This is a genomic window from Amycolatopsis regifaucium (assembly GCF_001613935.1).
Taxonomy (GTDB): Bacteria; Actinomycetota; Actinomycetes; order Mycobacteriales; family Pseudonocardiaceae; genus Amycolatopsis; species Amycolatopsis regifaucium.
In genome coordinates, this window is the sequence record NZ_LQCI01000003.1 from 424,856 (window position 1) to 446,531 (window position 21,676).

Annotated in this window: 19 protein-coding genes and 1 riboswitch; of the genes, 8 read left to right on the forward strand and 11 right to left on the reverse strand. The window is 66.9% G+C overall.

Features of this window, described 5'->3' with window-relative positions:
- Positions 1–60: 60 nt before the first annotated feature.
- Complete coding sequence (locus AVL48_RS05810; protein WP_061989482.1) at positions 61–1,932, reverse strand: propionyl-CoA synthetase; 1,872 nt, start codon at positions 1,930–1,932, stop codon at positions 61–63.
- 184 nt (positions 1,933–2,116) lie between these two features.
- On the opposite strand from AVL48_RS05810, the gene AVL48_RS05815 reads away from it, so the two are divergent.
- On the forward strand, positions 2,117–3,880 hold the full coding sequence (locus tag AVL48_RS05815; protein WP_061989484.1) for a serine/threonine-protein kinase: 1,764 nt from the start codon (positions 2,117–2,119) through the stop codon (positions 3,878–3,880).
- 88 nt (positions 3,881–3,968) lie between these two features.
- Here the strand turns inward: AVL48_RS05815 and AVL48_RS05820 are convergent, their stop codons facing one another.
- On the reverse strand, positions 3,969–4,277 hold the full coding sequence (locus AVL48_RS05820; protein WP_061986349.1) for a hypothetical protein: 309 nt from the start codon (positions 4,275–4,277) through the stop codon (positions 3,969–3,971).
- 22 nt (positions 4,278–4,299) lie between these two features.
- On the opposite strand from AVL48_RS05820, the gene AVL48_RS05825 reads away from it, so the two are divergent.
- Positions 4,300–4,578, forward strand: a complete 279-nt coding sequence (locus AVL48_RS05825; RefSeq protein ID WP_244162414.1) for a hypothetical protein — start codon at positions 4,300–4,302, stop codon at positions 4,576–4,578.
- Positions 4,579–4,614: 36 nt separating this feature from the next.
- Here AVL48_RS05825 and AVL48_RS05830 read toward each other — a convergent pair whose 3' ends face one another.
- Positions 4,615–5,658 (reverse strand): DUF3558 family protein, encoded by a 1,044-nt coding sequence (locus tag AVL48_RS05830; RefSeq protein ID WP_063054084.1) that lies wholly within the window; start codon positions 5,656–5,658, stop codon positions 4,615–4,617.
- 84 nt (positions 5,659–5,742) lie between these two features.
- Positions 5,743–7,314, reverse strand: coding sequence for a dolichyl-phosphate-mannose--protein mannosyltransferase (locus AVL48_RS05835; RefSeq protein ID WP_061986345.1), 1,572 nt, complete (start codon positions 7,312–7,314; stop codon positions 5,743–5,745).
- A gap of 68 nt (positions 7,315–7,382) precedes the next feature.
- Here AVL48_RS05835 and rsmI point away from each other — a divergent pair, with 68 nt between their 5' ends.
- Positions 7,383–8,216, forward strand: a complete 834-nt coding sequence (gene rsmI / locus AVL48_RS05840; protein ID WP_061986343.1) for a 16S rRNA (cytidine(1402)-2'-O)-methyltransferase — start codon at positions 7,383–7,385, stop codon at positions 8,214–8,216.
- A gap of 4 nt (positions 8,217–8,220) precedes the next feature.
- Here the strand turns inward: rsmI and AVL48_RS05845 are convergent, their stop codons facing one another.
- On the reverse strand, positions 8,221–8,775 hold the full coding sequence (locus AVL48_RS05845) for a QsdR family transcriptional regulator (protein ID WP_061986341.1): 555 nt from the start codon (positions 8,773–8,775) through the stop codon (positions 8,221–8,223).
- Positions 8,776–8,875: 100 nt separating this feature from the next.
- On the opposite strand from AVL48_RS05845, the gene AVL48_RS05850 reads away from it, so the two are divergent.
- A complete protein-coding gene (locus tag AVL48_RS05850; RefSeq protein ID WP_061986339.1) occupies positions 8,876–9,835 on the forward strand; it encodes a quinone oxidoreductase family protein in 960 nt (319 codons plus the stop codon).
- 1 nt (position 9,836) lies between these two features.
- Here the strand turns inward: AVL48_RS05850 and AVL48_RS05855 are convergent, their stop codons facing one another.
- The 5 genes from AVL48_RS05855 to AVL48_RS05875 form a co-directional block, all read right to left on the reverse strand.
- Positions 9,837–11,114: an aminodeoxychorismate synthase component I gene (locus AVL48_RS05855; RefSeq protein ID WP_061986337.1), complete on the reverse strand. Its 1,278-nt coding sequence runs from the start codon at positions 11,112–11,114 to the stop codon at positions 9,837–9,839.
- A gap of 120 nt (positions 11,115–11,234) precedes the next feature.
- Complete coding sequence (locus tag AVL48_RS05860) at positions 11,235–11,849, reverse strand: glycoside hydrolase family 25 protein (protein ID WP_061986382.1); 615 nt, start codon at positions 11,847–11,849, stop codon at positions 11,235–11,237.
- 92 nt (positions 11,850–11,941) lie between these two features.
- Positions 11,942–12,706, reverse strand: coding sequence for an ABC transporter permease (locus AVL48_RS05865; protein ID WP_061986335.1), 765 nt, complete (start codon positions 12,704–12,706; stop codon positions 11,942–11,944).
- Complete coding sequence (locus AVL48_RS05870; RefSeq protein WP_061986333.1) at positions 12,696–13,706, reverse strand: ATP-binding cassette domain-containing protein; 1,011 nt, start codon at positions 13,704–13,706, stop codon at positions 12,696–12,698. Before AVL48_RS05870 ends, AVL48_RS05865 begins: the two co-directional genes overlap by 11 nt.
- A gap of 87 nt (positions 13,707–13,793) precedes the next feature.
- A complete protein-coding gene (locus AVL48_RS05875) occupies positions 13,794–14,381 on the reverse strand; it encodes a PadR family transcriptional regulator (RefSeq protein ID WP_061986331.1) in 588 nt (195 codons plus the stop codon).
- Between the two features lie 62 nt (positions 14,382–14,443).
- On the opposite strand from AVL48_RS05875, the gene metG reads away from it, so the two are divergent.
- The 3 genes from metG (at position 14,444) to AVL48_RS05890 (ending at position 18,870) form a co-directional block, all read left to right on the forward strand.
- Complete coding sequence (gene metG / locus AVL48_RS05880) at positions 14,444–16,237, forward strand: methionine--tRNA ligase (protein ID WP_177242332.1); 1,794 nt, start codon at positions 14,444–14,446, stop codon at positions 16,235–16,237.
- Between the two features lie 7 nt (positions 16,238–16,244).
- Complete coding sequence (locus tag AVL48_RS05885; protein WP_061986327.1) at positions 16,245–17,081, forward strand: TatD family hydrolase; 837 nt, start codon at positions 16,245–16,247, stop codon at positions 17,079–17,081.
- A 412-nt stretch (positions 17,082–17,493) separates the two neighbouring features.
- Positions 17,494–18,870: a resuscitation-promoting factor gene (locus AVL48_RS05890; protein WP_061986325.1), complete on the forward strand. Its 1,377-nt coding sequence runs from the start codon at positions 17,494–17,496 to the stop codon at positions 18,868–18,870.
- A gap of 59 nt (positions 18,871–18,929) precedes the next feature.
- On the opposite strand, the gene AVL48_RS05895 is transcribed toward AVL48_RS05890, so the two are convergent.
- Positions 18,930–19,994 (reverse strand): DUF222 domain-containing protein, encoded by a 1,065-nt coding sequence (locus AVL48_RS05895; protein WP_061986323.1) that lies wholly within the window; start codon positions 19,992–19,994, stop codon positions 18,930–18,932.
- Between the two features lie 330 nt (positions 19,995–20,324).
- Here AVL48_RS05895 and rsmA point away from each other — a divergent pair, with 330 nt between their 5' ends.
- Complete coding sequence (rsmA, locus tag AVL48_RS05900) at positions 20,325–21,161, forward strand: 16S rRNA (adenine(1518)-N(6)/adenine(1519)-N(6))-dimethyltransferase RsmA (RefSeq protein WP_061986321.1); 837 nt, start codon at positions 20,325–20,327, stop codon at positions 21,159–21,161.
- A 243-nt stretch (positions 21,162–21,404) separates the two neighbouring features.
- Positions 21,405–21,495: riboswitch (SAM riboswitch) on the forward strand.
- Positions 21,496–21,676: the final 181 nt, after the last annotated feature.

A 21,676-nucleotide genomic window follows, 5' to 3' on the forward strand; every position in this document is an offset into this window, starting at 1 on the left:
GACCAATAGGGCAACCGCGACAACACCCGATCGGACTACGACGGCATACCGGTCACCGGTTCACTCGCCGCGTAGCACCGCTTTCAGCGCGTCGAGGACGCTCGCGTCTTCGATCGTCGAGGGCACCTGTTCGTCGCGTCCGTCGGCGATACCCCGCATGGTCTTCCGCAGGATCTTGCCGGATCGCGTCTTCGGCAGCGCGTCCACAATGGACACGTCGCGGAACGCGGCGACCGGGCCGATGTCGCGCCGCACCAGCGCGACCAATTCGGACTTGAGCGTTTCGGCGTCGGCATCGACACCCGATTTCAGCACCACGAAGCCGCGCGGCAGCTGCCCCTTGAGCTGGTCACGGACCCCGATCACCGCGCATTCGGCGACGGCGGGGTGCGAGGCCAGCACGGCCTCCATCGAACCGGTGGAAAGCCGGTGGCCCGCGACGTTGATGACGTCGTCGGTGCGGCCCATGACGAACAGGTAGCCGTCTTCGTCGACGTAGCCGGAATCACCCGTCAGGTAGTAGCCGTCGTACCGCGAAAGATACGCCTCTCGATACCGCTCGTCGTCCTGCCAGAGGGTCGGCAGCGAACCCGGCGGCAGGGGCAGCTTGATGGCGATCGCGCCTTCCTTCCCCGCCGGGAGCGGCTCGCCCGACTGGTCCAGGATCCGCACGTCCCAGCCCGGCACCGGCTTCGTCGCGGAACCGGGTTTGACCGGCATCGGCTCCAGCCCGCGCGGATTCGCCGCGATCGGCCAGCCGGTCTCGGTCTGCCACCAGTGGTCGATCACCGGGACGCCGAGCTTCTCGCGCGCCCAGTGATAGGTCTCCGGATCGAGTCGTTCCCCCGCCATGAACAACGTCTCGAACCGGCCGACGTCGTATTTCTTCACTTCGTTCGCGTCCGGATCGACCTTCTTGATCGCACGCAACGCCGTCGGCGCGGTGAACAACGCCTTCACTCCATGGTCGGCGATGGCCCGCCAGAACGCGCCCGCGTCCGGGGTCCCGATCGGTTTGCCCTCGTACATCAGCGACGTGGCCCCGATGAGCAGTGGCGCGTACACGATGTAGGAATGGCCGACCACCCAGCCGACGTCGGACGCCGTCCACCACACGTCGCCGGGATGGACGTCGTAGATCGCGCCCATCGACCAGGCCAGCGCCACCGCGTGGCCGCCGGTGTCGCGCACGACACCCTTCGGCTTCCCGGTGGTGCCGGAGGTGTACAGGATGTACAGCGGGTCGGTCGCCGCGACCGGGACCGGATCGGCCGGGGACGCCTTCGCGACCAGTTCGTCCCAGTCGACATCGCGTTCGCCGAGTTCGGCGCGGGCCCGTTCTCGCTGCAGTACGACGACCTTGTCCGGCTGGTGCGCCGTTCCCGCGAGCGCTTCGTCGATGATCGGTTTGTACTCGACGACCTGTGTCGGTTCGATCCCGCACGAGGCCGCCACGATCACCTTGGGTTTCGCGTCTTCGATCCGCGCCGCCAGCTCCTTCGGCGCGAAGCCACCGAAGACCACCGAGTGCACCGCGCCGAGCCTGGCGCAGGCGAGCATCGCGATCGCGGCTTCGGGCACCATAGGCAGGTAAATGATGACGCGATCACCCTTGCCGACGCCGAGCGAGACGAGCGCGCCGGCGAACCGGGCGACGTCGGCCAGCAATTCCGCGTAGGTGAACCGGCGGACCGAACCGGTGACCGGGGAATCCCAGATCAGCGCGAGCTGCTCACCGCGGCCGTTTCGCACGTGCCGGTCGAGCGCGTTGAACGCCGTGTTCAGCTCCCCGTCCGGGAACCAGCGGTAGAAGGGCGCTTTCGACGCGTCGAGGGCCCGCGTCGGCGGGCGGGTCCAGTCGATCGCCTGTGCGGCTTCGAGCCAGAAACCCTCCGGATCTTCGAGGCTCCGCTGGTACGACTCGGCGTACATCGAATGCTCCTTCGCGCTCGGGTACGGAACCCATCATGGACTTTCGCCCGCGCCGATGCCTGGTGGTAACGGCGGGGAGACGCCCGCGACAACCCGGCAACCCTGTAAGTGCGTAGAGCGTCCTAAGCTGAACTAGGGAAAAACCGGCCGGAAACGGCCTCGACTGGCGAGGGGAGCAGGGTCCATGGGACTAGCGAGCGCGCTGCTCTCGTTCGCGCACGGCCTGTTCGGACCAGGCATCTGGCCTGGGGACTGGGTGTGGGCGACGAGCACCGCGGGAGCGCTGGTCGCGCTGCTGCCCGCACTGGGGGCGATGGTCGTCGCGATCATCCGCAAAGGCACCGGCAACCGCTACGACGTGGTGACCCTGTCCATTTTCGGCGGGATCGGCGCGGTCGCCGTCTTCCTGCTGCCGTGGCTGCTGGCGACCGGGGTTTCGCAGACCTATCAAGAGGCGGCCTCGACGAAGTCTGGCGGTCAATCCGGCTTCTCCGCCAGCGACCTGTCGACGTTCAACACCGACTACAGCCCGCTGATCGGCAAGCAGAGCGAGTACCTCGGCCGCGGCCAAAACGTTTACGAGGTCCTGTTCTATCCGAGCGGGATGCAGCTGGGTTACGTCTTCTACTTGATCCTGCTGGTCGGGTTGCCCGCGCTGGCGCTGCTGTTCGTGATGCTGCAGGCCCGCACCGCGTTCCGGCGCGGCCCGAAGTGGCCTTCGCGGTTCTTCTGGATTCCGTTCGTGCTCATGGTGCTGGCGAGTGTCGGCATGGGCGCGAACACCGCCGTGCACTTCTGGCTCGGTTTCCTGCCGTTCAGCGTGCTGGGCCTGATCCCCGTGGCGCTGGTCGGCCCGCCTCCCTGGTCGGTGATCAACCGCCCGGAGCCGCAGCCGCGGCCGAAGATCGAGCCGTACCGCCCGGAGCCGCCCGCCCCGAAGCCGCAGCAGCAGTTGCCGCCCCCGCCGCCTGCCAAGCAGTACCCGGCGACGGCACTGGCGCAGGCGCCCGAACCGCCGGCGCTGGCCGCGATGCCGGGTCCGGTCCCGGCACCTCCTGGTTCCCGTAACTCCGGCGGCAGCCGTTACAAGCGTGTTCGCCGGCTCGGCCACGGTGGCTTCGGCACCGTATGGGAAGCGATCGACACGCAGCTCAACCGCACCGTCGCGCTGAAGATCGCGCACGCGCCGGACCGTGACACCGAGGAACGGATGCAGCGCGAGGCCCGTGCGCTGGCCGTCGTGAACCACCCCAACTGCGTCCGCGTGTACGACCTCGTCGAAGAGCCCGACGGACTCGCGCTGGTGATGGAGTACCTCGAAGGCAAGTCGCTGGCCGAGATCGTCGACTCGCAAGGCCCGCTCGACGACATCGCCGCCGGACGGCTCTGGTCGACCATGGCGGGCGCGCTCGCCGCGGCGCACGAGAAGGGTGTGCTGCACCGCGACCTCAAGCCGTCGAACATCATCCTCGACCGCAACGGCCTCGCCCATCTCATCGACTTCGGTATCGCCCGCAGCCAGGGCGACTCGAAGATGACCGCGACCGGGATGATGATCGGTACGCCGGACTTCGTCGCCCCCGAGCAGGCGATGGGTTCCCCGGCGAGCCCGGCGTCGGATGCCTGGCAGCTCGCGGCGACGGTCAGCTACGCGCTGTCCGGCCAACCGCCGCGCGGCACGCGCGAGACCCCGATGGCCGCGCTGATGGCCGCCGCCCGCGCCGAACCGGTGTCGAAGCTGCCGAACCGCAGCGCGCACGCCCGGATTCTCATCGCGTCGCTGGACCAGGAGCCTCGCCGCCGTCCGACGCTCGCCGCCGTGCGGCGCGACGTCGAAGGCTGGCTGGCCCGGGCGGGCAAGTCGCCGGACGGCCCGGTGACGCAGATCGTTCCGCGTCGCCCGCCGCAACGGCAACACCAGCCGCAGCCCCAGCGTCATCCCCGCTGACCCGGGCTGACCTGCGAAAAGAGAGCAAGGGACCTTTGCTAGCGTTAGTTAGTACGCTAACGAACGCTAGCAAAGGTCCCTTGCTCTCTCACTTGATGATGACCCAGGTCCCCTCGCGCCAGCCCATGGTGAAGATCTTGGGGTCGCCGTCCATGATCGTCGCCTTCGGCGCGATCGCCCCGGGCGGGACGATCACCTGGTCGGGCCCCTGGCTCTTCACCTTCGCCCGGTCGACCCGGGTGACTTTCAGGTTCTTCAGATCCGCGGGCGTGAACATCTCGAATTGAATCGGGGTGAGGCTGCGGCACTCCTTCATCCCGCCGTCGAACGCCGGCGCGGTGATGCGGCAAACGGTGTCGAGGTCCTTGTTGCCCAACGCGTGGTGATATTCCTCCATCACGGTCGCGGCCCCTTCCAGGGTGTGCGCCACCGCGCCGCCGGTGGCGGGTTTGGTGACCGTCGCGGCGCTCGCCGAAGGAACGGTCGCGCTGGGACTCGTAGTCGACGCAGGCGCGCTCGAGCTGCTGCTCGGCGCCACCGAAGTGCCCGGAATGGCCGAAGTCTGCGGTGCCGCGGTGCCCGGCGTCTGCTCTTCGCAGCCCGCGATCAAGAACAGCGCCGCGGCCGCGCAGGTCACTCCGAGCGGTCGGATTGTCATGGTGCCCCCTGTCGAACTGCTGCTGACCAGGGGAGAGTAACAACTATTGCCCAAGTGTCACAGTTGAACCGGGAAATCAGCCGTCACCGTTGATCAGGGCGAGCATCGACACCGACAAGACGAGCTGGGCGGATACGCAGGTCCGGCTCATCGCTTCCTTCTTCTTGCCGACGAAGTCGACCTGGACCACTTGGCCGTTGGTGAGCTGCACACTCACGGCACACGTCTCCTCGGTCTGTTCGTACCTGGCCTTCAACGTTCCGAACTTCCCGTTACGCACTTCCGCGCCGGGTTTCGGCGGGACGGCTTCGAGGCCGCCGGTGCCGGTGGTGTACATCCCGACGACCTTCGCGTAGGCGACTTCGTGGGTACAGGTCGGTCCGATCGGGCTCTCGCCCTTCTGCGCGCCCTCGCGGCCCCCGTTGACGCCCGCGTAATTCGCGTGGGTGAACTTGACGACCTCGCAGATGTCGGCGTTCTTCAGCGCCTCCGCCGACGGCTCCTGGACCGTGCTCGGCGCCGGCTTGCCGCCCGCGAGCGGGACGAACTTCTTCAACACCACTTCGGCGACCTTCTTCGCCAGTTCACAGTGCTCGGCGCGGACCCCTCCTTCGTCGCTGTTGACGTCATAGGCGTCGACGGCGATCGAGGCGTAGGCGCGAACGTCCATGTTGACCGAGCAGAAGGTCGCCGGTTCCGGGTCGAAGGCATAGGTCCGGCCCTTGATCCCGGCGATCTCCACCGGTTCCATCACCGGGGAGTCCTGCGTGATCCAGCTGTACGGGCTGTAGGCGTGCACCTGCGCGCCCTTGTTGCCCGGGAACACGAACTGGCAGCCGCTGAGCACGCCCTTGGTGCTGATCAGGCCGAGCGGTTGCAGATCGGGTTTGATCGAATCCAGCCAATCGCAGCCTTCTTCACCCTGTTTGGACGGCAGGGCCAGCGGCTGATCGAGCATCTGGTCGCTGAAACCCGATCCGTCGGCGGGCGGCTTGTACTTCGGATACTTCGCTTCGCTGGCGCCCGGTGCCGAACCTTCGGGGAAGGCCTTGCCGTCGACGGCGCTGGAGCATCCGGTGAGCAGAAGAGCGATGGCCACGAAATACGGCCAACGAGACATGGTGACCCCCAGTAGTCCTCAATTCGGACGGGAGTCTAAGTCGGTTTCAGCGGTCTCGCTGGGTCTTGGGTCAACCGATGGTGGTCATTTCCAGGACGGAAGCCACAACTCGGCGTTCCAGTGCTCGTTCGTGATCGCGTTGCCGTTCAGGATCGGCCACAACCAGGCGAAATTGGCCACGACGAGACCCACGTAGAGCGCGACGACGAGCATGCCGGTGCCCCGCCGTTCGAACCCGCGTTTCGCGCTGCCGAGGATCTGGCCGAGGACCAACGTCAACCCGAGTACCAGGAACGGCGCCAGCGGCGTCGCGTAGAAGTAGTACATCTGGCGGTCGAGGTTGGTGAACCAGGGCAGGAATCCGGCGAAGTAGCCGACGAGCACGGCGGCGTAGCGCCAGTCCGCGCGGAAGAACGACCGCCACAGGCTCCAGCCCAGCATCGGCAGGGCGAGCCACCACATCGCCGGTGTCCCGATCAGCATCGTCGCCCGCACACAGGTCGACTCGCCACAGCCGGTCGCCTCGGTGCCGCCCGCGTACGCGTAGAGCATCGGCCGCAGCCCCATCGGCCAGGTCCACGGCTTCGATTCCCACGGATGCGGTTTGTCCTTGGGCGTGACCAGGTTCGCGTGGAAGTCGAGGACGTTCATCGTGTAGTCGCCGAGGGACCGCAGAGCCGGTGGCATCCAGGCCCAGAAGCCGGGGTCGATGTCCTTGATCGCCACGTAGTTGCGGTCGGTCGCGGTCTCGCTCGCGAACCAGGCCCAGTAGCAGGCGAGATACACCAGGATCGGGATGACGACGATCGCCCACAGCGCGGGAAGCACGTCACGGCGCAGCGTGCCGAGCCACGGCCGCTGCACGCCCGCGGCGCGGCGCGCGGCGACGTCGAAGAAGACGGTGAGCAGCCCGAACGCGGCGATGTAGTACAGCGCCGACCACTTGACGCCGAAGGTCAGCCCGATCATCAGGCCGCCGGCGAACCGCCACCACCGGAATCCCAGCTTCGGGCCGAACCGCGACTCGTCGATCCAGCCTTCGCGGACGGCCACGGCCAGCCGCTGCCGCACCTGGTCGCGATCGCACAGCACGCAGGCGAACGCGGCGAGCACGAACACGGCGATGAAGATGTCGAGCATCCCCATCCGCGACTGCAGGTGCAGTACGCCGTCGCTGATGACCAGGATCCCGGCGACCGCGCCGAGCAGCGTCGAACGGGTGAGCCGCCGGGCGACCCGGATGGTGAGGAACACGATCAGCGTGCCCGCCAGCGCCGGCATGATCCGCCAGCCCCAGGCGTTGTAGCCGAACATCCACTCGCCGATCGCGATGAGGTGCTTGGCCAACGGCGGGTGCACGATGAGTTCGTAGCCGTAGTTGTCTTCGTAACCGCCGTTGCGCAACATCTGCCACGCCTGCGGGACGTAGTGCTTCTCGTCGAAGACGGGGGTGCCCTTGTCCGTGGGCGTGCCCAGGTTCTGGATCCGGACGATGCCGCCGATGAGCGTCAACACCAGCGTGACGATCCAGCCGCGGAGGCGGTCGGTCGGCATGCCGCGGCCGAGGAGGGTGGCCTCCCGGTCGCTCGGTGGCCGGAGCGCGTCGACCGGATCCGGCCGCATGCTCTCGTCGTCACGGGTCAGCAGCGCGGTCACGAGGCATGATCCTACGGGCGGAAGAGTGAACTCGGTGTCCGGATCCGTGAACCGGTTAACCTTCGGGAATGACCGAAGGACGCCTCGTGCTGGCAGCCACCCCGCTCGGAGACGTCCGCGACGCTTCGCCACGCCTTTCCGAGGCCCTCGCGACGGCCGATGTGATCGCCGCCGAGGACACCCGGCGCCTGCGCACCCTCACCGCCGCTCTCGACGTTTCCCCGGTCGGACGCGTGGTCAGCTTCTATGAGGACGTCGAGACCGCCCGCCTGCCGAAACTGCTCGAATCGCTCCGGTCGGGCGAAACGGTGGTGCTCGTGACCGACGCCGGGATGCCGAGTGTCTCGGATCCCGGGTTCCGCCTGGTCGCGGCGTGTGTCGAGGCGGATGTGCCGGTGACCTGTCTCCCCGGCCCGTCCGCGGTGACCACGGCGCTCGCGCTGTCCGGCCTGCCGTGCGACCGGTTCTGTTTCGAAGGATTCGCCCCGCGCAAGCCCGGCGAACGCGCGAAATGGCTCGGTTCGCTGAAGGACGAGCCCCGCACGGCCGTGTTCTTCGAGTCGCCGCACCGCCTGGCGAGCACGCTCTCCGATGCCGCTGAAGTTCTGGGCCCTGATCGCCGCGCCGCCGTCTGCCGCGAGCTGACCAAAACGTACGAAGAGGTCAAACGAGGCACCCTCCCGGAGTTGGCCGCGTGGGCCGCCGACGGGGTCAAGGGCGAGATCACCGTCGTTCTCGCGGGCGCGCCTCCGCGCGCGGTGAGCGTCGCGGATCTGGTTTCGGAAGTTTCGTCGCGGGTCGCGGCGGGCGAACGGCTCAAATCCGCCGCAGCGGAGGTCGCCGAAGCGACGGGAGTGTCGAAGAAGGAGCTTTACGACGCTGTCCTCGCGTCGCGGAAGTAGGGGTTCAACTCAGTAACGCGGCTGCGGCCGCATACGCCTTCGTGGCGTCGGGCTCGGCGCCGGTGATGACGTCGGTATAGATGAAGGACTCACTGATCCGCACGAGCAGGTAGGCCAGGTCTTCGACCGGCAGCGGCGGGGTAAGCCGTCCGGCCGCGACCTCTTCTTCGAGGAACCCGCGCATCTTCGCGATCGCGCGGCTCTGCACCACGCTGGCCTTCGTCGTCAGGATCCGCAGTGCCCGCTCGGGCTCGTTGCGCAGGAACTCCCGGAACGGCTTCGAGTCGTTCACGGTACGGACGAAAGTGCCGATGAGCTCCGCGATCCCTTTCGCGCCGCGGCCGAGCTTGCCGGAAGCCCGCGCTTCGAACATCTCCACGGTCATCGACCACAGGATCTCGCCGAGCAACTGATCGCGGCCGCCGACCCAGCGGTGCAGGGTGGCCCGGCTGATTCCCAGCTCGGCGGCGAGGTCGCCCATGTCGACGCGGCGGCCCTCCAAGAACCAGGCGCGCGCGATCGTGAACGCGCGCACGGCGTCCGGGCGCGGCGAGGTCAGCTGGCGTTCGAGTGCGGTTTCGATGAGTGAAACATATCACGCGATGTCTCAGAGATGAGACATATGCAAGAATGTCTCATCTCGACGAGGAGGAGTGCGGATGCGTGCAGTACAGGTGACCGAATTCGGCGGCCCCGAGGTCCTCAACCTCGTCGACTTGCCCGATCCCGTACCCGGCCCCGGCCAGCTGGTCATCGAGGTCGACCGGATCGGCGTCAACTACGCCGATACGCACCAAGCCGAAAACTCTTATCTCGCGCCTAGCAAGCTCCCGCTCGTGCCCGGCGGCGAGGTCGTCGGCCGCACCAGCGACGGCAAGCGTGTCGTCGCACTGCTCAACGGCGGTGGCGGCTACGCCGAGCGCGCGGTGGCGGACGAGGCCACCACCTTCGGCGTGCCCGACGGCGTCGACGACCTGACCGCGCTGTCCTTCATCGTGCAGGGCACCACCGCCGCGATCCTGCTCCGCAAGAACGCCCACCTGGAGCCCGGCGAATCCGTCGTCGTGCACGCGGCGGCGGGCGGGGTCGGCTCCATCGCCGTCCAGCTCGCGAAGGCCTGGGGAGCGAGCCGCGTCATCGCGACCGCCAGTAGTGATGAAAAGCGCGCACTCGCGCTCGACCTCGGCGCCGATGTCGCCATCGATTCGCGGGCCGAAAACATGACCGACGCGCTTCGCGAGGCGAACGGCGGCAAACGCGTCGACGTCGTTCTCGACATGGCCGGTGGGTCGGTCACCGACCAGAGCATCGCGGCGCTCGCGCCCTTCGGCCGACTCGCGTTCTACGGAATGGCCAGCCGTCAGCAGCCCAAGCCGATCGAGACCCGCAACCTCCTCGGGCACAGCACCACCGTGTCCGGGATGTGGCTGCCGCACGTTTTCAAGCTTCGCGGGAACGTCTTCGGCCGTGCGCTCGATGACCTCTTCTCGCTGGCGCTCGCCGGTCAGATCCGCGCTGTCGCCGGCGGCGAGTACGCGCTGTCGGACGCGCGTGCCGCCCATGAGGCCCTGCGTTCGCGCGGCACCTCCGGCAAGCTCCTGCTGGATCCCGGCAAGTAGGTCAGCCGAGCAACCGCTCCAGCGGAGCGGATTTGTGCAGGCACTCCTGCCATTCCGCTTCGCTGTCGGAGTCGGCGGTGATCCCGCCGCCGACTCCCAGCGCGATCGTGCCGTCGTGGATTTCGAAGGTCCTGATCGCGACGTTCAGCTCCAGGCCGGCGATCGGCGACGCGAGCCCGATCGCGCCCGTGTAGACACCACGCGGCGTGGGTTCCAGTTCGGCGATCAGATCCAGCGCCCGGATCTTCGGGGCACCGGTCACCGAACCCGGCGGGAACGTGGCCGCGAGCAGATCGGCGTCGTCGACCCCGTCGGCGAGCGAGCCCTCCACAGTGGACTCGAGATGCCAAACCCCCGGAGCGGGCCGCACCTTGAGCAGTTCCGGAACGCGAACGCTGCCGGTGGCACACACGCGGCCGAGGTCGTTGCGGACGAGGTCGGTGATCATCACGTTCTCGGCGACGTCCTTGGTGGATTCCCGCAGCAGCCGCGCGAAGTGCTCGTCGGCCGCGTCCCGCCGCGGGAGGGTCCCCTTGATCGGCGTCGACCGGACCCGCTGCCCATGCCTGGCAAGGAAAAGCTCAGGGGAGAACGAGACGATCGAGCCCCAGTCGCCGCCGAGGAACGCCGACCGCCGGGCCCGCAGACGGCGCACACCTTCGGCGAACAACGCGATCGGATCGCCCGTGAATTCTCCGGCGAAGCGAGCGCAAATGTTCGCTTGGAACAGCTCACCCGCCTCGATGGCGTGCACACACGCCTTGACCGCGTCGTAGTGCTCCGAGGGAAGCGGACGCGACAGCGGACCGGACTTCCAGGTTGTCTCTTCGAAGCGCCCCGCCAGCGACGACTCCATCGCGGATACCTCGTCGGCCGGGTCCGGATCGCCGTCGGGAAGCAGCGCCTCGAACCACCACGAACCGTGCTCGTCCAGGCGCAGCACCCGGTCGACCCAGCCCCAGGCAGCCGGCGGAAGGCCACCTGTACGTGCGGAAGGATCAGTCAGGTCATAACCGAGGTAACCGAACCAGCCGCCCCCGACAGCGCCGGGCACCGCGTCACGAATCAGGGGTAGCCGGGTGGGAATCGCGAACGCCTCGGCCACCTCCCGGACAGGAGACAGGGAAACGCCCGGTGCGATGACCGCGCGCGAGGAGAACCAGTCTCCGCAAAGCGCCGCAGGCGGTGCGAGTCCGAGCGCCTCGGCCCGTACGCCGAGGGCCGTCAGCGCCCGTTCGGGCGTGACGTCCGTCCGCAGCTTCCGGCACATCAACCGCACGCGACATTGTCGCTGTCCGAGCGGGCGAAAAGGCAACCCGCGTCCGTCGGAAAGTGACGTCCGCGACCACGGGCGCCGGCGATTGTCACCGCTCGCGCACCCATGGTGACCGGCGAATCGCTACAGGAGCACGTCCGCGAGCGTGAAGGGATAGACGACGGTGTCTTGGGCGATCGGCCCGGTCACCCCGGGTAATCCGGTACCGAAGCCGTGCTGATGCAGACCCAGCCGGGAGTGGAACCATCCCGGCCGTCCCGGGATCTCGTTGTGCCTGACCAGCCACAACACCACTTCGCTGTCCGCCCACTTGTCCGGGTGCAGGCGGTTCGTCCAGCAGTCGAGTCCGGCGTACACCAGGACGCGCTCGACGCGTGCCGCCTGCCGGACGTGTTTGATCCACGTTTTGATGAAACGGTCGTCGACGCTGGGCGCCTCCACTTCGAGCGCCGGCGCGAGAGAACCGGGCGCGAAGGCGCCGAGCGCGCTCGCCGTCCGCACGAAATGGTCGGCCTGATCGTGGACGGCACCGGGACGCGCGTAGTGGCGCGCGCCGGTGTGGATACCGGCGTGCTGCGCACCGGCCAGATTGCGTTCCGCGGCGACGTCCCGCCAGTTGGTGTTCTCGCTGACGGTGACCGAGGCGAACCGGATGTCGGCGCCACGCACCGCCGCCCAGTCCGTCACCGTCTCACGGTGGGACAGGGTGACGCCGTGCTCACCTTCCGGATCGATCAAAGTCACCTACCTCGCATTTCACCCCACTACGACGGAAAGGTCACCTTACGTCCGAGGAGCGGACATAAGGTGACCTTTCGGTACAGCGTGTCTCAGGCGTTTTCGCGTTGGAACGTCCGTGAGCCCCACCAGATGGCCAGCACCGCCATCACCAGCACCACGACGCCGCCGGTGAACAGCGCGTCCATCGAGAAGTCACCGCGGAAACTGTTCCGCTCGACATCCACCACATGCCGGAACGGATTGATGCGGGAAATCGTGTACAGCCACTCCGGCGCCGATCCCGCGGTGATCGGGATCAGGATTCCGGAAAGCAGCAGCAACGGCATGAGAACCGCGTTGAGCAAGGGGGGAAAAGCGTCCTCGCTCTTGAGGGTCAGCGCCAATGCGTAGGAGCACGACGCCAACGTGACCGCCAGCAGGAAGACGATCGCCAGGCTGAGCACGACCCCGCCGAACGGCGCGTTCAGGTCGAAGACCAGATACGCCAGCGCGATGATGAGCAAAGCCTGGACGACGGTCTGCAGCGCGTTGGCGAGCACTTTGCCCAGCAACAGCGCCACCCGGCTCACCGGGGTGACCCGCATCCGCTCGACCACGCCCGAGCGGTACTCCGCGAGGAGGCCGAAGCCGACGAACGAACTGCCGAACAGCGCGAGCTGCGCGATGATCGCCGGAGTGAAGATCATCCATCCGTCCACATCGGACAACCCTTGCGCGTTGAGCGCCTTCACCAGAAGCGGCCCGAAGAAGAACAAATAAAGCAGTGGCTGCATGATGCCGATGGCGAGCCAGGTCGGGTTGCGCAACGCCGCGAGTATGTCCCGGCGGAAGATCAACCAAGTGTCATGCAACATGTGTCGCCTCCTGCGCCGGAGCGTCGTCGACCGGCGCGCCTTCTTCGGCGTCACGCAGGCTTCGGCCCGTCAGGGTCAGGAAGACGTCGTCGAGCGTCGGCCGGTGTACCTGCATGGACGTCATCGTGATGGCACGCGCGTCCAGCGCACGCAGCAACTCAGGCATCGCGGTGTCCCCGCGCGGTACCCGGAACCGCACCGTACCGTCGGCGACGGTCATTTCGTGGGTCCCTTCGAGCCTGCCCGCGATCTCCGCGGTCTCCGCCGCCGATTCCGGTGAAACCCCGATGACGACGCTGTCACCGGAGACCCTCGCCTTCAGGGAGTCCGGCGTGCCTTCGGCGACGATCTTCCCGTCGTCGATGACGATCAGCCGGTCGGAGAGCGCGTCGGCCTCGTCGAGATAGTGCGTGGTCAGGAAGACCGTGACGCCCTGCTCGTCGCGCAGCCTGCGGATGTGGTCCCACAGGTTCGCGCGGCTCTGCGGGTCGAGCCCTGTCGACGGCTCGTCGAGGAAGACGAGGCCGGGCGAATGGATCAGCCCGAGCGCGATGTCGAGACGACGCCGCTGCCCGCCCGACAAGGTCGCGGTCGTCCGCTGGTCGAGCCCGGCCAGGTCCAGCTGTTCGGCGAGGACGGCCCCGCGCGCGAGCGCGTCCGCCTTGCTCATTCGGTACAACCTGCCCTGGAATTCGATCTCCTCGACGACCTTGCTCGCCGGCGCGGTGCCGCCACCCTGTGCGACGTAGCCGATTCGACGGCGGACCCCCAGCGGGTCGGTCAGTAGGTCGCAGCCGCCGACGGTCGCTTCGCCCGCCGTGGGCTTGAGCAGTGTGGTCAGCATGCGCAAGGTCGTGGTCTTGCCCGCGCCGTTCGGTCCGAGGAAGCCGACCAGTTCTCCGGCCGACACGTCGAGATCGACGCCCTTGACGGCGTGGACCTCGCCCCCATTGCGGCCCTTGCGGCGGAAGCGCCGCCCAAGGCCGCGTGCCTTGATCATGACTACTCCTTTCCGGATTCAACTAATCAAACTTGACTAGTTGCGGGACGCACTCTGCCCTAGGAGTCGATCCATAGTCAAATTTGATTACTTGGGCGGCGAGCCGAACTCCGCTTCGCCCTCGCCCGCCATCACGTACTCGCCCGCCTCAAGACGGCCGATCAGATCCTTCATCCAAGTCACGTTCGCCTCGGCATGGACGCTCCACAGGCGGTACAGCTCGCTGACGTGTGCCGGTTTTCCCAGGTCGGTCGCGTGCTCACGGGCGTAATGGGTCGACTTGGCGTGCGCCTCCATATTCGCCAGCTGCTGTTTCAACAGGGCCAGCACCTGCGCTCGCGGCAGACTCGGCATGAACGTGACCGCCGCGGACAGCGAGTACCCGGTCGCGTCATCGCTCGACAACGCCCTGCCGAGTTGCACGAGGAACTCGGTCTCGCCGTCGTCGGTCAGCCTGTACGCGGTCCGGTCGGGCCCGCCGCCCGCCTCGATGTCCTCGACCTGTTCCAGGAGGCCTTCGGCGGTCATCTTCTTCAGCGCGTGATAGATCGAGCCCGGCTGGACATTGCCCCACTTGTCGGCCGCCCACGAGAGAAGCTCACGCCGGACCTGGTAGCCGTGTGCCTTCCCGTGCATGCGCACGACACCCAGCACCAGCAGACGCGTGGCGGACACCGAGGCCTCCGATCCTCTCCCGGACAACAATGCCTTGGACGACGTCCGTAGGCTAAACAAGCATGAGCACCCCAGTGTTGACTGCGGTGGCCTGGCCCTACGCCAACGGCCCCCGCCACATCGGCCACGTGTCCGGATTCGGCGTCCCGTCCGACGTCTTCTCCCGTTACCAGCGAATGGCCGGCAACCGGGTGCTCATGGTGTCCGGTACCGACGAACACGGCACCCCGATCACCGTCCAGGCCGACAAGGAAGGCCTGACCTCCCAGCAGACGGCGGACAAGTACACCCGTCAGATCGGCCAGGACCTGCAGGGGCTGGGCCTCACCTACGACCTGTTCACCCGCACCACCACCGGTAACCACGCCGAGGTCACGCAGCAGATCTTCCTCGCGCTGCACCGCAACGGCTACGTGGTCCCCAAGACCGCGCGCGGCGCGATCAGCCCCTCGACCGGCCGCACTCTGCCCGACCGGTACATCGAGGGCACGTGCCCGATCTGTGGTTACGACGGCGCGCGCGGTGACCAGTGCGACAACTGCGGCAATCAGCTCGACGCCGCCGAGCTGATCAACCCGAAGTCCCGCATCAACGGTGAAACGCCGAAGTTCGTCGAGACCGAGCACTACTTCCTCGACCTCACTGCGTTCGTCGACACCTTGGGCAAGTGGCTGTCCAGCAAGACCGACTGGCGCCCGAACGTCCTCAACTTCACCAAGAACCTGATCGACGACATGCGGCCGCGGCCGATCACCCGCGATCTCGACTGGGGCGTGAAGATTCCGCTGGAAGGCTGGCGCGACCAGCCGCTCAAGCGGTTCTACGTCTGGTTCGACGCGGTCATCGGCTACTTCTCGGCGAGCGTCGAATGGGCGCGCCGATCCGGCAACCCGGACGCCTGGCAGGAGTGGTGGAGTAACCCGGAGGCCCGCGCCTACTACTTCATGGGCAAGGACAACATCACCTTCCATGCCCAGATCTGGCCGGCGCTGCTGTTCGGTCACAACGGCGAGGGCGACCGAGGCGGAGAGCCCGGTAAATACGGCAAGCTGCACCTGCCGGACGAAATCGTCTCCAGCGAGTTCCTCACGATGAGCGGCTCGAAGTTCTCGACCTCGCGTGGCACGGTCATCTACGTCCACGACTTCCTGCGCGACTTCGGTCCGGACACCCTGCGCTACTTCATCTCGGTCGCGGGCCCCGAGACCCAGGACACCGACTTCACCTGGGACGAATTCGTCCGCCGGACCAACTTCGAGCTGGCCAACGAATGGGGCAACCTCGTCAACCGGTCCATCTCGATGGCGCACAAGAACGTCGGCGCCATTCCGCGTCCGGACGCACCCATGGCCGCGGACGAGGAACTCAAGGAACTTTCCCGCAAGGCGTTCGACACCGCCGGTGCCCACCTCCAGCGGTCCAGGTTCAAAGCGGCGGCGAGCGAGGCCATGCGCGTCGTCACCGCCGCGAACCGCTACCTCTCGGACCAGGAGCCCTGGAAACTCAAGGACGACCCGGCCCGCCGCGACAGCGTCCTGCACACCGCTCTGCAGGTCGTTTCGGACGCCAACACCCTCCTGACCCCCTTCCTACCCCACTCGGCTCAGAAGGTGCACGAGGCACTCGGCGGTTCCGGAGTCTGGGCGGCCCAGCCCGAACTGCAGGACGTCGAGGACCTCGACATTCCCGGCCGGATCAACCCCATCCTGACCGGGGACTACAAGGCCGAGCAGGCGCGCTGGAAGTCCGTGCCGATCGAGGTCGGCAAGCCGCTCGAAAAGCCGACCCCGTTGTTCGCCAAGCTGGACCCGGAGCTGGGCGAGACCGGTCCCGAATGGGCGCCGATCTCGAAGTGATCAGCTGATGAGCGCAGAAAAGAAGGAACTGCCGCCGATCCCGGACAGGCTGCCGGTTTCGGTGGTGGACGCGCACACCCACCTTGACGCGTGCGGCGCGGTCACCGCGGCGGATGTCACCGCCATGGTCGACCGCGCCGAACACGCCGGTGTCTCGCGGGTGATCACCGTCGCGGACGATCTCGCGGCCGCTCGCTGGGCCGCGCAGGCGTCCACTTGGGACTCTCGGGTCTGGGCCGCCATCGCGATCCATCCGACCCGCACCAAGGATTTCGGCGAGGCCGAGAAATCCGAAGTGGAGAGTCTCGCGAAGGAGTCCAGAGTGGTCGCGGTCGGCGAGACCGGCCTCGACTACTACTGGGACTACTCACCCCACGATGTGCAGCAGGACGCCTTCCGGTGGCATATCGACCTCGCGAAGCGGATCGGTAAGCCGCTGATGATCCATGATCGAGACGCTCACGACGACGTCCTCCGGATCCTCGAGGAAGAGGGAGCGCCCGAGCAGGTCGTATTCCACTGCTTCTCAGGGGACGAACACATCGCGCGCCGCTGCATCGACGCGGGATATGTGCTCTCGTTCGCCGGTACGGTCAGTTTTCGCAACGCGCGCGGACTTCACGAAGCGGCACGAATCGTTCCGGCGGGCCAGTACCTCGTCGAGACGGACGCGCCGTTCCTGACCCCTCATCCGTTCCGTGGGCGACCTAACGAGCCCTACTGCGCCGCCTACACCGTTCGTCACCTCGCCTCGTTCAGGGGCGAGGCGGTGCACGAGGTGGCCGAATCGGTGCGAGTCACCGCTGAACGGGTCTTCCGTTTGCCGACAGTCACCCCCAGTTGAACGGATTGCGACATTAGTGATCACCGATGGGCCACTCTGCTGAGTGACCAACGTCACGACACTCCGGGCGGTGTTTGCGCAACCCGCCGAGGTTCGTTACTGTCCCGTGATCGTGCCGGTCGGTGCTGCTCATGCGGTCTCCGGCTGTACGCCCACAGTCACGTCAGTGCACGTCGGGGAAGCGGAACCAGGAGAGGTACGGCCTGGAACCGTGACGATGGCGCTGGCTGCGGGTGTCGGACTTCTATGAGGTGTGCCGAAGCGCGCATCGAGACGAAGGACGTTGTGGAGAGGTTGTCGAGCTCCTTGACGTCTTGGGAAAGGGAACGACCCAGTGACTGGTAGCAGTAGGCAGGATGCCTCGCGCCTCGGCGCAGAGACGAACACCTTCGCTTCCGCCGGTTCGGTTGCCGTGCTCGACCGCGATACCCACTACGGCGAGCTGGACTACTCCGACGATCCGCGCATCACGCATCAGGACGTCCTGGCCGCCCTCGGCCCCGACGCCGATGCCCTGATGGCCGAGATCGACGTCGACGTCGACGAGCTGATTCGCCTCATCAGCGCCGAGACCACCATGCTCCCGCCGATCGTCATTCCGGACGAGGTGGCCGAGGACCGCACCGCGGGCGCGCCGATGAGGGCCGCGACCAAGGACGAGGTCATCTCGCACTCGACCCGCGTGTGGAAGAAGCGTTTCCTCAAGGGAACCGTCATGGCGGTGCTGCTCACCCTCGGTGGTGGCGGCGCGGCCGCGATGGCGATGAACAAGAGCGTCACGCTCGACATCGACGGCCAACAGCGCACCGTTCACAGCTTCGGCGACACGGTCGGCGAGGTCCTCGAAGACGCCGGCCTTTCCGTCGGCGCGCACGACTCGCTCTCGCCCTCTCCTCAGGCCGAGGTCGGCGACGGCGGAGTCATCAAGCTTGAGCGCGGCCGCAAGCTGAACCTGGTCGTCGACGGCGTAGCGCAGGAATCCTGGGTTCGCGCGACCAACCTCGGCGAGGCTTTGAACCAGCTCGGCCGCGCCGACCTCGCGAAGTCCGGTACCTGGACCTCGATGCCGCAGAACGGCGAACTCCCGCTCGAGGGCGCCACTGTCGAGGTCAAGACCCTCAAGAACATCACCCTCTACGACGGCGCGAACGAACCCCGGAAGGTCCAGACCAACTCGGTCACCACCAAGGAATTCCTCGGCGAGCTGCGGATGACCCTCGGCCCGGACGACGAGACTGTCGGCGGCCTCGACGTCAAGCTGGTCGACGGCGCCGAGGTCCACGTCAGCCGGACCGGCGTCACCATGGTCAAGCAGAACGAGGAAATCGCGCCGCCCGAGCAGAAGGTCGACGACCCGGAGCTCGAAAAGGGCAAGACCAAGGTCGAAGACCCGGGCACCCCTGGCCAGAAGACCGTGACCTACAAGGTCACCCAGCGCAACGGCAAAGAGGTCGGCCGCGAGAAGGTCTCCGAAGAGGTCATCACCGAGGCCAAGCCCAAGATCATCAAGGTCGGTACGAAGAAGCCCGCGGACCCGGTCATCGGGGACGCCGGCGCCTGGGACCGCATTGCGCAGTGCGAGTCGACCGGGAACTGGGCCGCCAACACCGGCAACGGCTACTACGGTGGCCTGCAGTTCAACAAGAGCACCTGGGATGCCTACGGCGGCTCGCAGTACGCCGCTTACCCCCACCAGGCCAGCAAGGCCCAGCAGATCGCTGTCGCCGAGAAGGTCCGCGACGACCGCGGTGGCTACGGCGCTTGGCCGCACTGTGGCAAGAAGGCCTGACGCCAGATCATTCTCCTTTCCTGAAGGCCATCGTGTGGGTTTCTCCCGCAGGGTGGCCTTCAGGCCGTTTTTCGCCCTTGAGAGTGCGTAGCGTTTTCGTCGGAGATTTGCACAACTGATCGGCCATGCGTCGGCGATGGGGTTTCGGCGCCGGGTCTTGATCTCGACAGCCGGAACCACCAGCGCGGCGGTCGTATGTGGGCTACATCGCGAGCCTTGCCCGACCGCACGCTGTCGCTGCCGCTGTACGGACTTTGGCGGCCCTGTTCCTGCGGCTGGGCCGTCCTGGAGCTGTCCGTCGATTTCCCGACTGACTCCGCAAGCTCAGGCTGCTCGGTGGCTGGCTCTGACGCCTGCCGGGGCATTGGAACGGCCGGACCGCTCTCCGCAAGGTCGACGATCTCCGCGAAAGCGTCGCCGCGTCTTTCCGCAGGGGTACGGTCGTCGGCTTTCCCGTTGGGGGCCGGTTGTGCCAGCGGCACGAGAAGCGCGTTCAGGCGAGCGCCTGTCTCAGGGTCGAGGTTGCCGCGCAGATCCCAACGACCGGTGCGTTTCTGACGCAACCAGAACTCGCTTCGCGGAGCTCTCGGGGTCGGGTCGTGGGTGTCATTGCCGTCCGGGTCGAGACGCGCGAGCAGGTCTGTCCCGGCGATCGTGACGTCGCGCGGTCTTGCGACGCTGGCGAGATCGACCAGGACTTTCTCCGCGTCGAGCCGCGCGCTCGCGGCGACGTGCTCTGGCAGCTTGCTCATGACCGTGACGATTCGGTCGATGCCGGCCTCGGCCAGTACACCGGTGGCGGCTGCGGCTCCGGTCATAGGCGCGACGGGCGGAGTGGTGGTCCCGTCGCGCGTCCGTCTTGAGTTAAGGGCCAGCGCTCGACCGGCCACCTTCTTCGCCTCGGCTCGGGAAACCCGGGCCACATGCTCGTAGAAGACGGCGATCGAGTTGTACCCGTAGAGGTCTCGGACACCGCGGGCTTCGATCTCAGCCAGGATCTGGCCGACTTCGGCGAAAAGGCGTCGCCCTTCGCGCAATCGTGTCTGCAACTCATGGAGAAGCAGCTCGGGGTCACCTTCCGGCAGGTTCAGCGGGAAGGTCTTAGGGGTGTTTTTGCTGGTCATCCCTCGATTGTGGAGCCAAATTCGAACTAGTGCACGGTATCGATCGGGTGGATGATCATCACGCTCCGGCAGCCCGAACTTGCACGCATCACTCCGACGTAGGACCCCGATCGCCTCGGAAACGCTTAAGGATGATGCGGTCGAGTTCCGGGGGAACGAGGCCTGACGTCATTCATGCGCGCCCACTCCTCATGGAGCCCTCGCCTGGTGCGGGGCTCGGGCGGTCCCCATTAGGCCGAGGCGAGTTCGAGCGCCGTGGCTTTCTCGCCTCCGAGGGTGACGTCGTCCACCGGCCGATCGCGGCCCACCGGGGCTGGCTACGATCGTCAGGTGACTGAACTGCTCGGGCCTGCGGAGATCAGGGCGTTGGCGGCCGAGCTGGACGTACGTCCGACCAAGAAGCTCGGCCAGAATTTCGTGCACGACCCGAACACCGTGCGCCGTATCGTCGACCTCTCGGGAGTCGGCGAAGAGGATGTCGTGCTGGAAGTCGGACCGGGGCTGGGCTCGTTGACGCTCGGTCTGCTCGCGACCGGTGCCAAGGTCGTCGCGGTCGAGATCGATCCCGTCCTGGCCGGGCGGCTGCCGCACACGGTGGCGGAGCGAGGTGGGGCCGACAGGCTGACGGTCGTCGGGGCGGACGCTCTGCGGATCAAGGCGGAGGACCTGCCCGAACGGCCGACGGCGCTTGTCGCGAATCTGCCGTACAACGTCGCCGTTCCTGTCGTTCTTCACCTGCTCGCCGAGCTGCCCTCGCTGACCAGCGGTCTCGTGATGGTCCAGACCGAGGTCGCGGACCGGATGGCCGCAGGGCCGGGAAGCCGGACTTACGGCGTGCCCAGCGTCAAGCTGGCGTGGTACGGGAAGGCGCGCAAAGTCGCCGCGGTGCCGCGATCGGTGTTCTGGCCTGTGCCGAATGTGGATTCCGCATTGGTCGCCTTCGAACGTGGCGACTTGGTGTGGTCCGTGGATCGGCAGCGGCTGTTCGCGGTCGTCGACGCCGCCTTCTCGCAGCGGCGAAAGACTTTGCGCGCGGCGTTGGCGTCATGGGCCGGTTCCGCCGAACGCGCGGGGGAGTTGCTCGAGAAGGCGGGTGTCGACCCCAAAGCTCGCGGCGAGCAGTTGGATGTTCACCAATTCGCTCGTATCGCTGCCGCGGCCGAGTGACCAGCGGCTGGGCATGAGGGGTGCCGCCGGCGGATGCCGGCCAAGGTCAGCACGATGGCATAAACCCTCTTCTCGATCTGCGCTGCTCTAACCTGTCTTAGCAGGCAGAGACCTTGGCGCAGATCTGGGGAAACTACTGCTGTCTCATAATATGGACAGCCAATCCTGTAGTATGGACGCGACCAGACGTGTGATCTGCGCCTACGCGCTTGCTTTCATCCAGTGGGATCGGTTTTACTCAGTGAGCCATCCCGAGCGACTGAGAGACCTGGCTCGCCGAAGTCGCAGCAACCACCCTCCACAGGGCAGGTGCTACCGCCAGGACCGATGGAGGCTGTGCCTAATGAACAGGGTCACCCACCCGCTCCTGCTGACCAGGCGACGTGTCGTCGATGAAGGTCGCCGCACGGTAAGTGCGTGTCGACGCTCCACCGTTACTGCCTGAGTCTTTCCCTTACCTCTGAAACCCGTCCGGGTCTGGACGGGTAATCGGTGACGGTTGGCGCGCTCGAAAG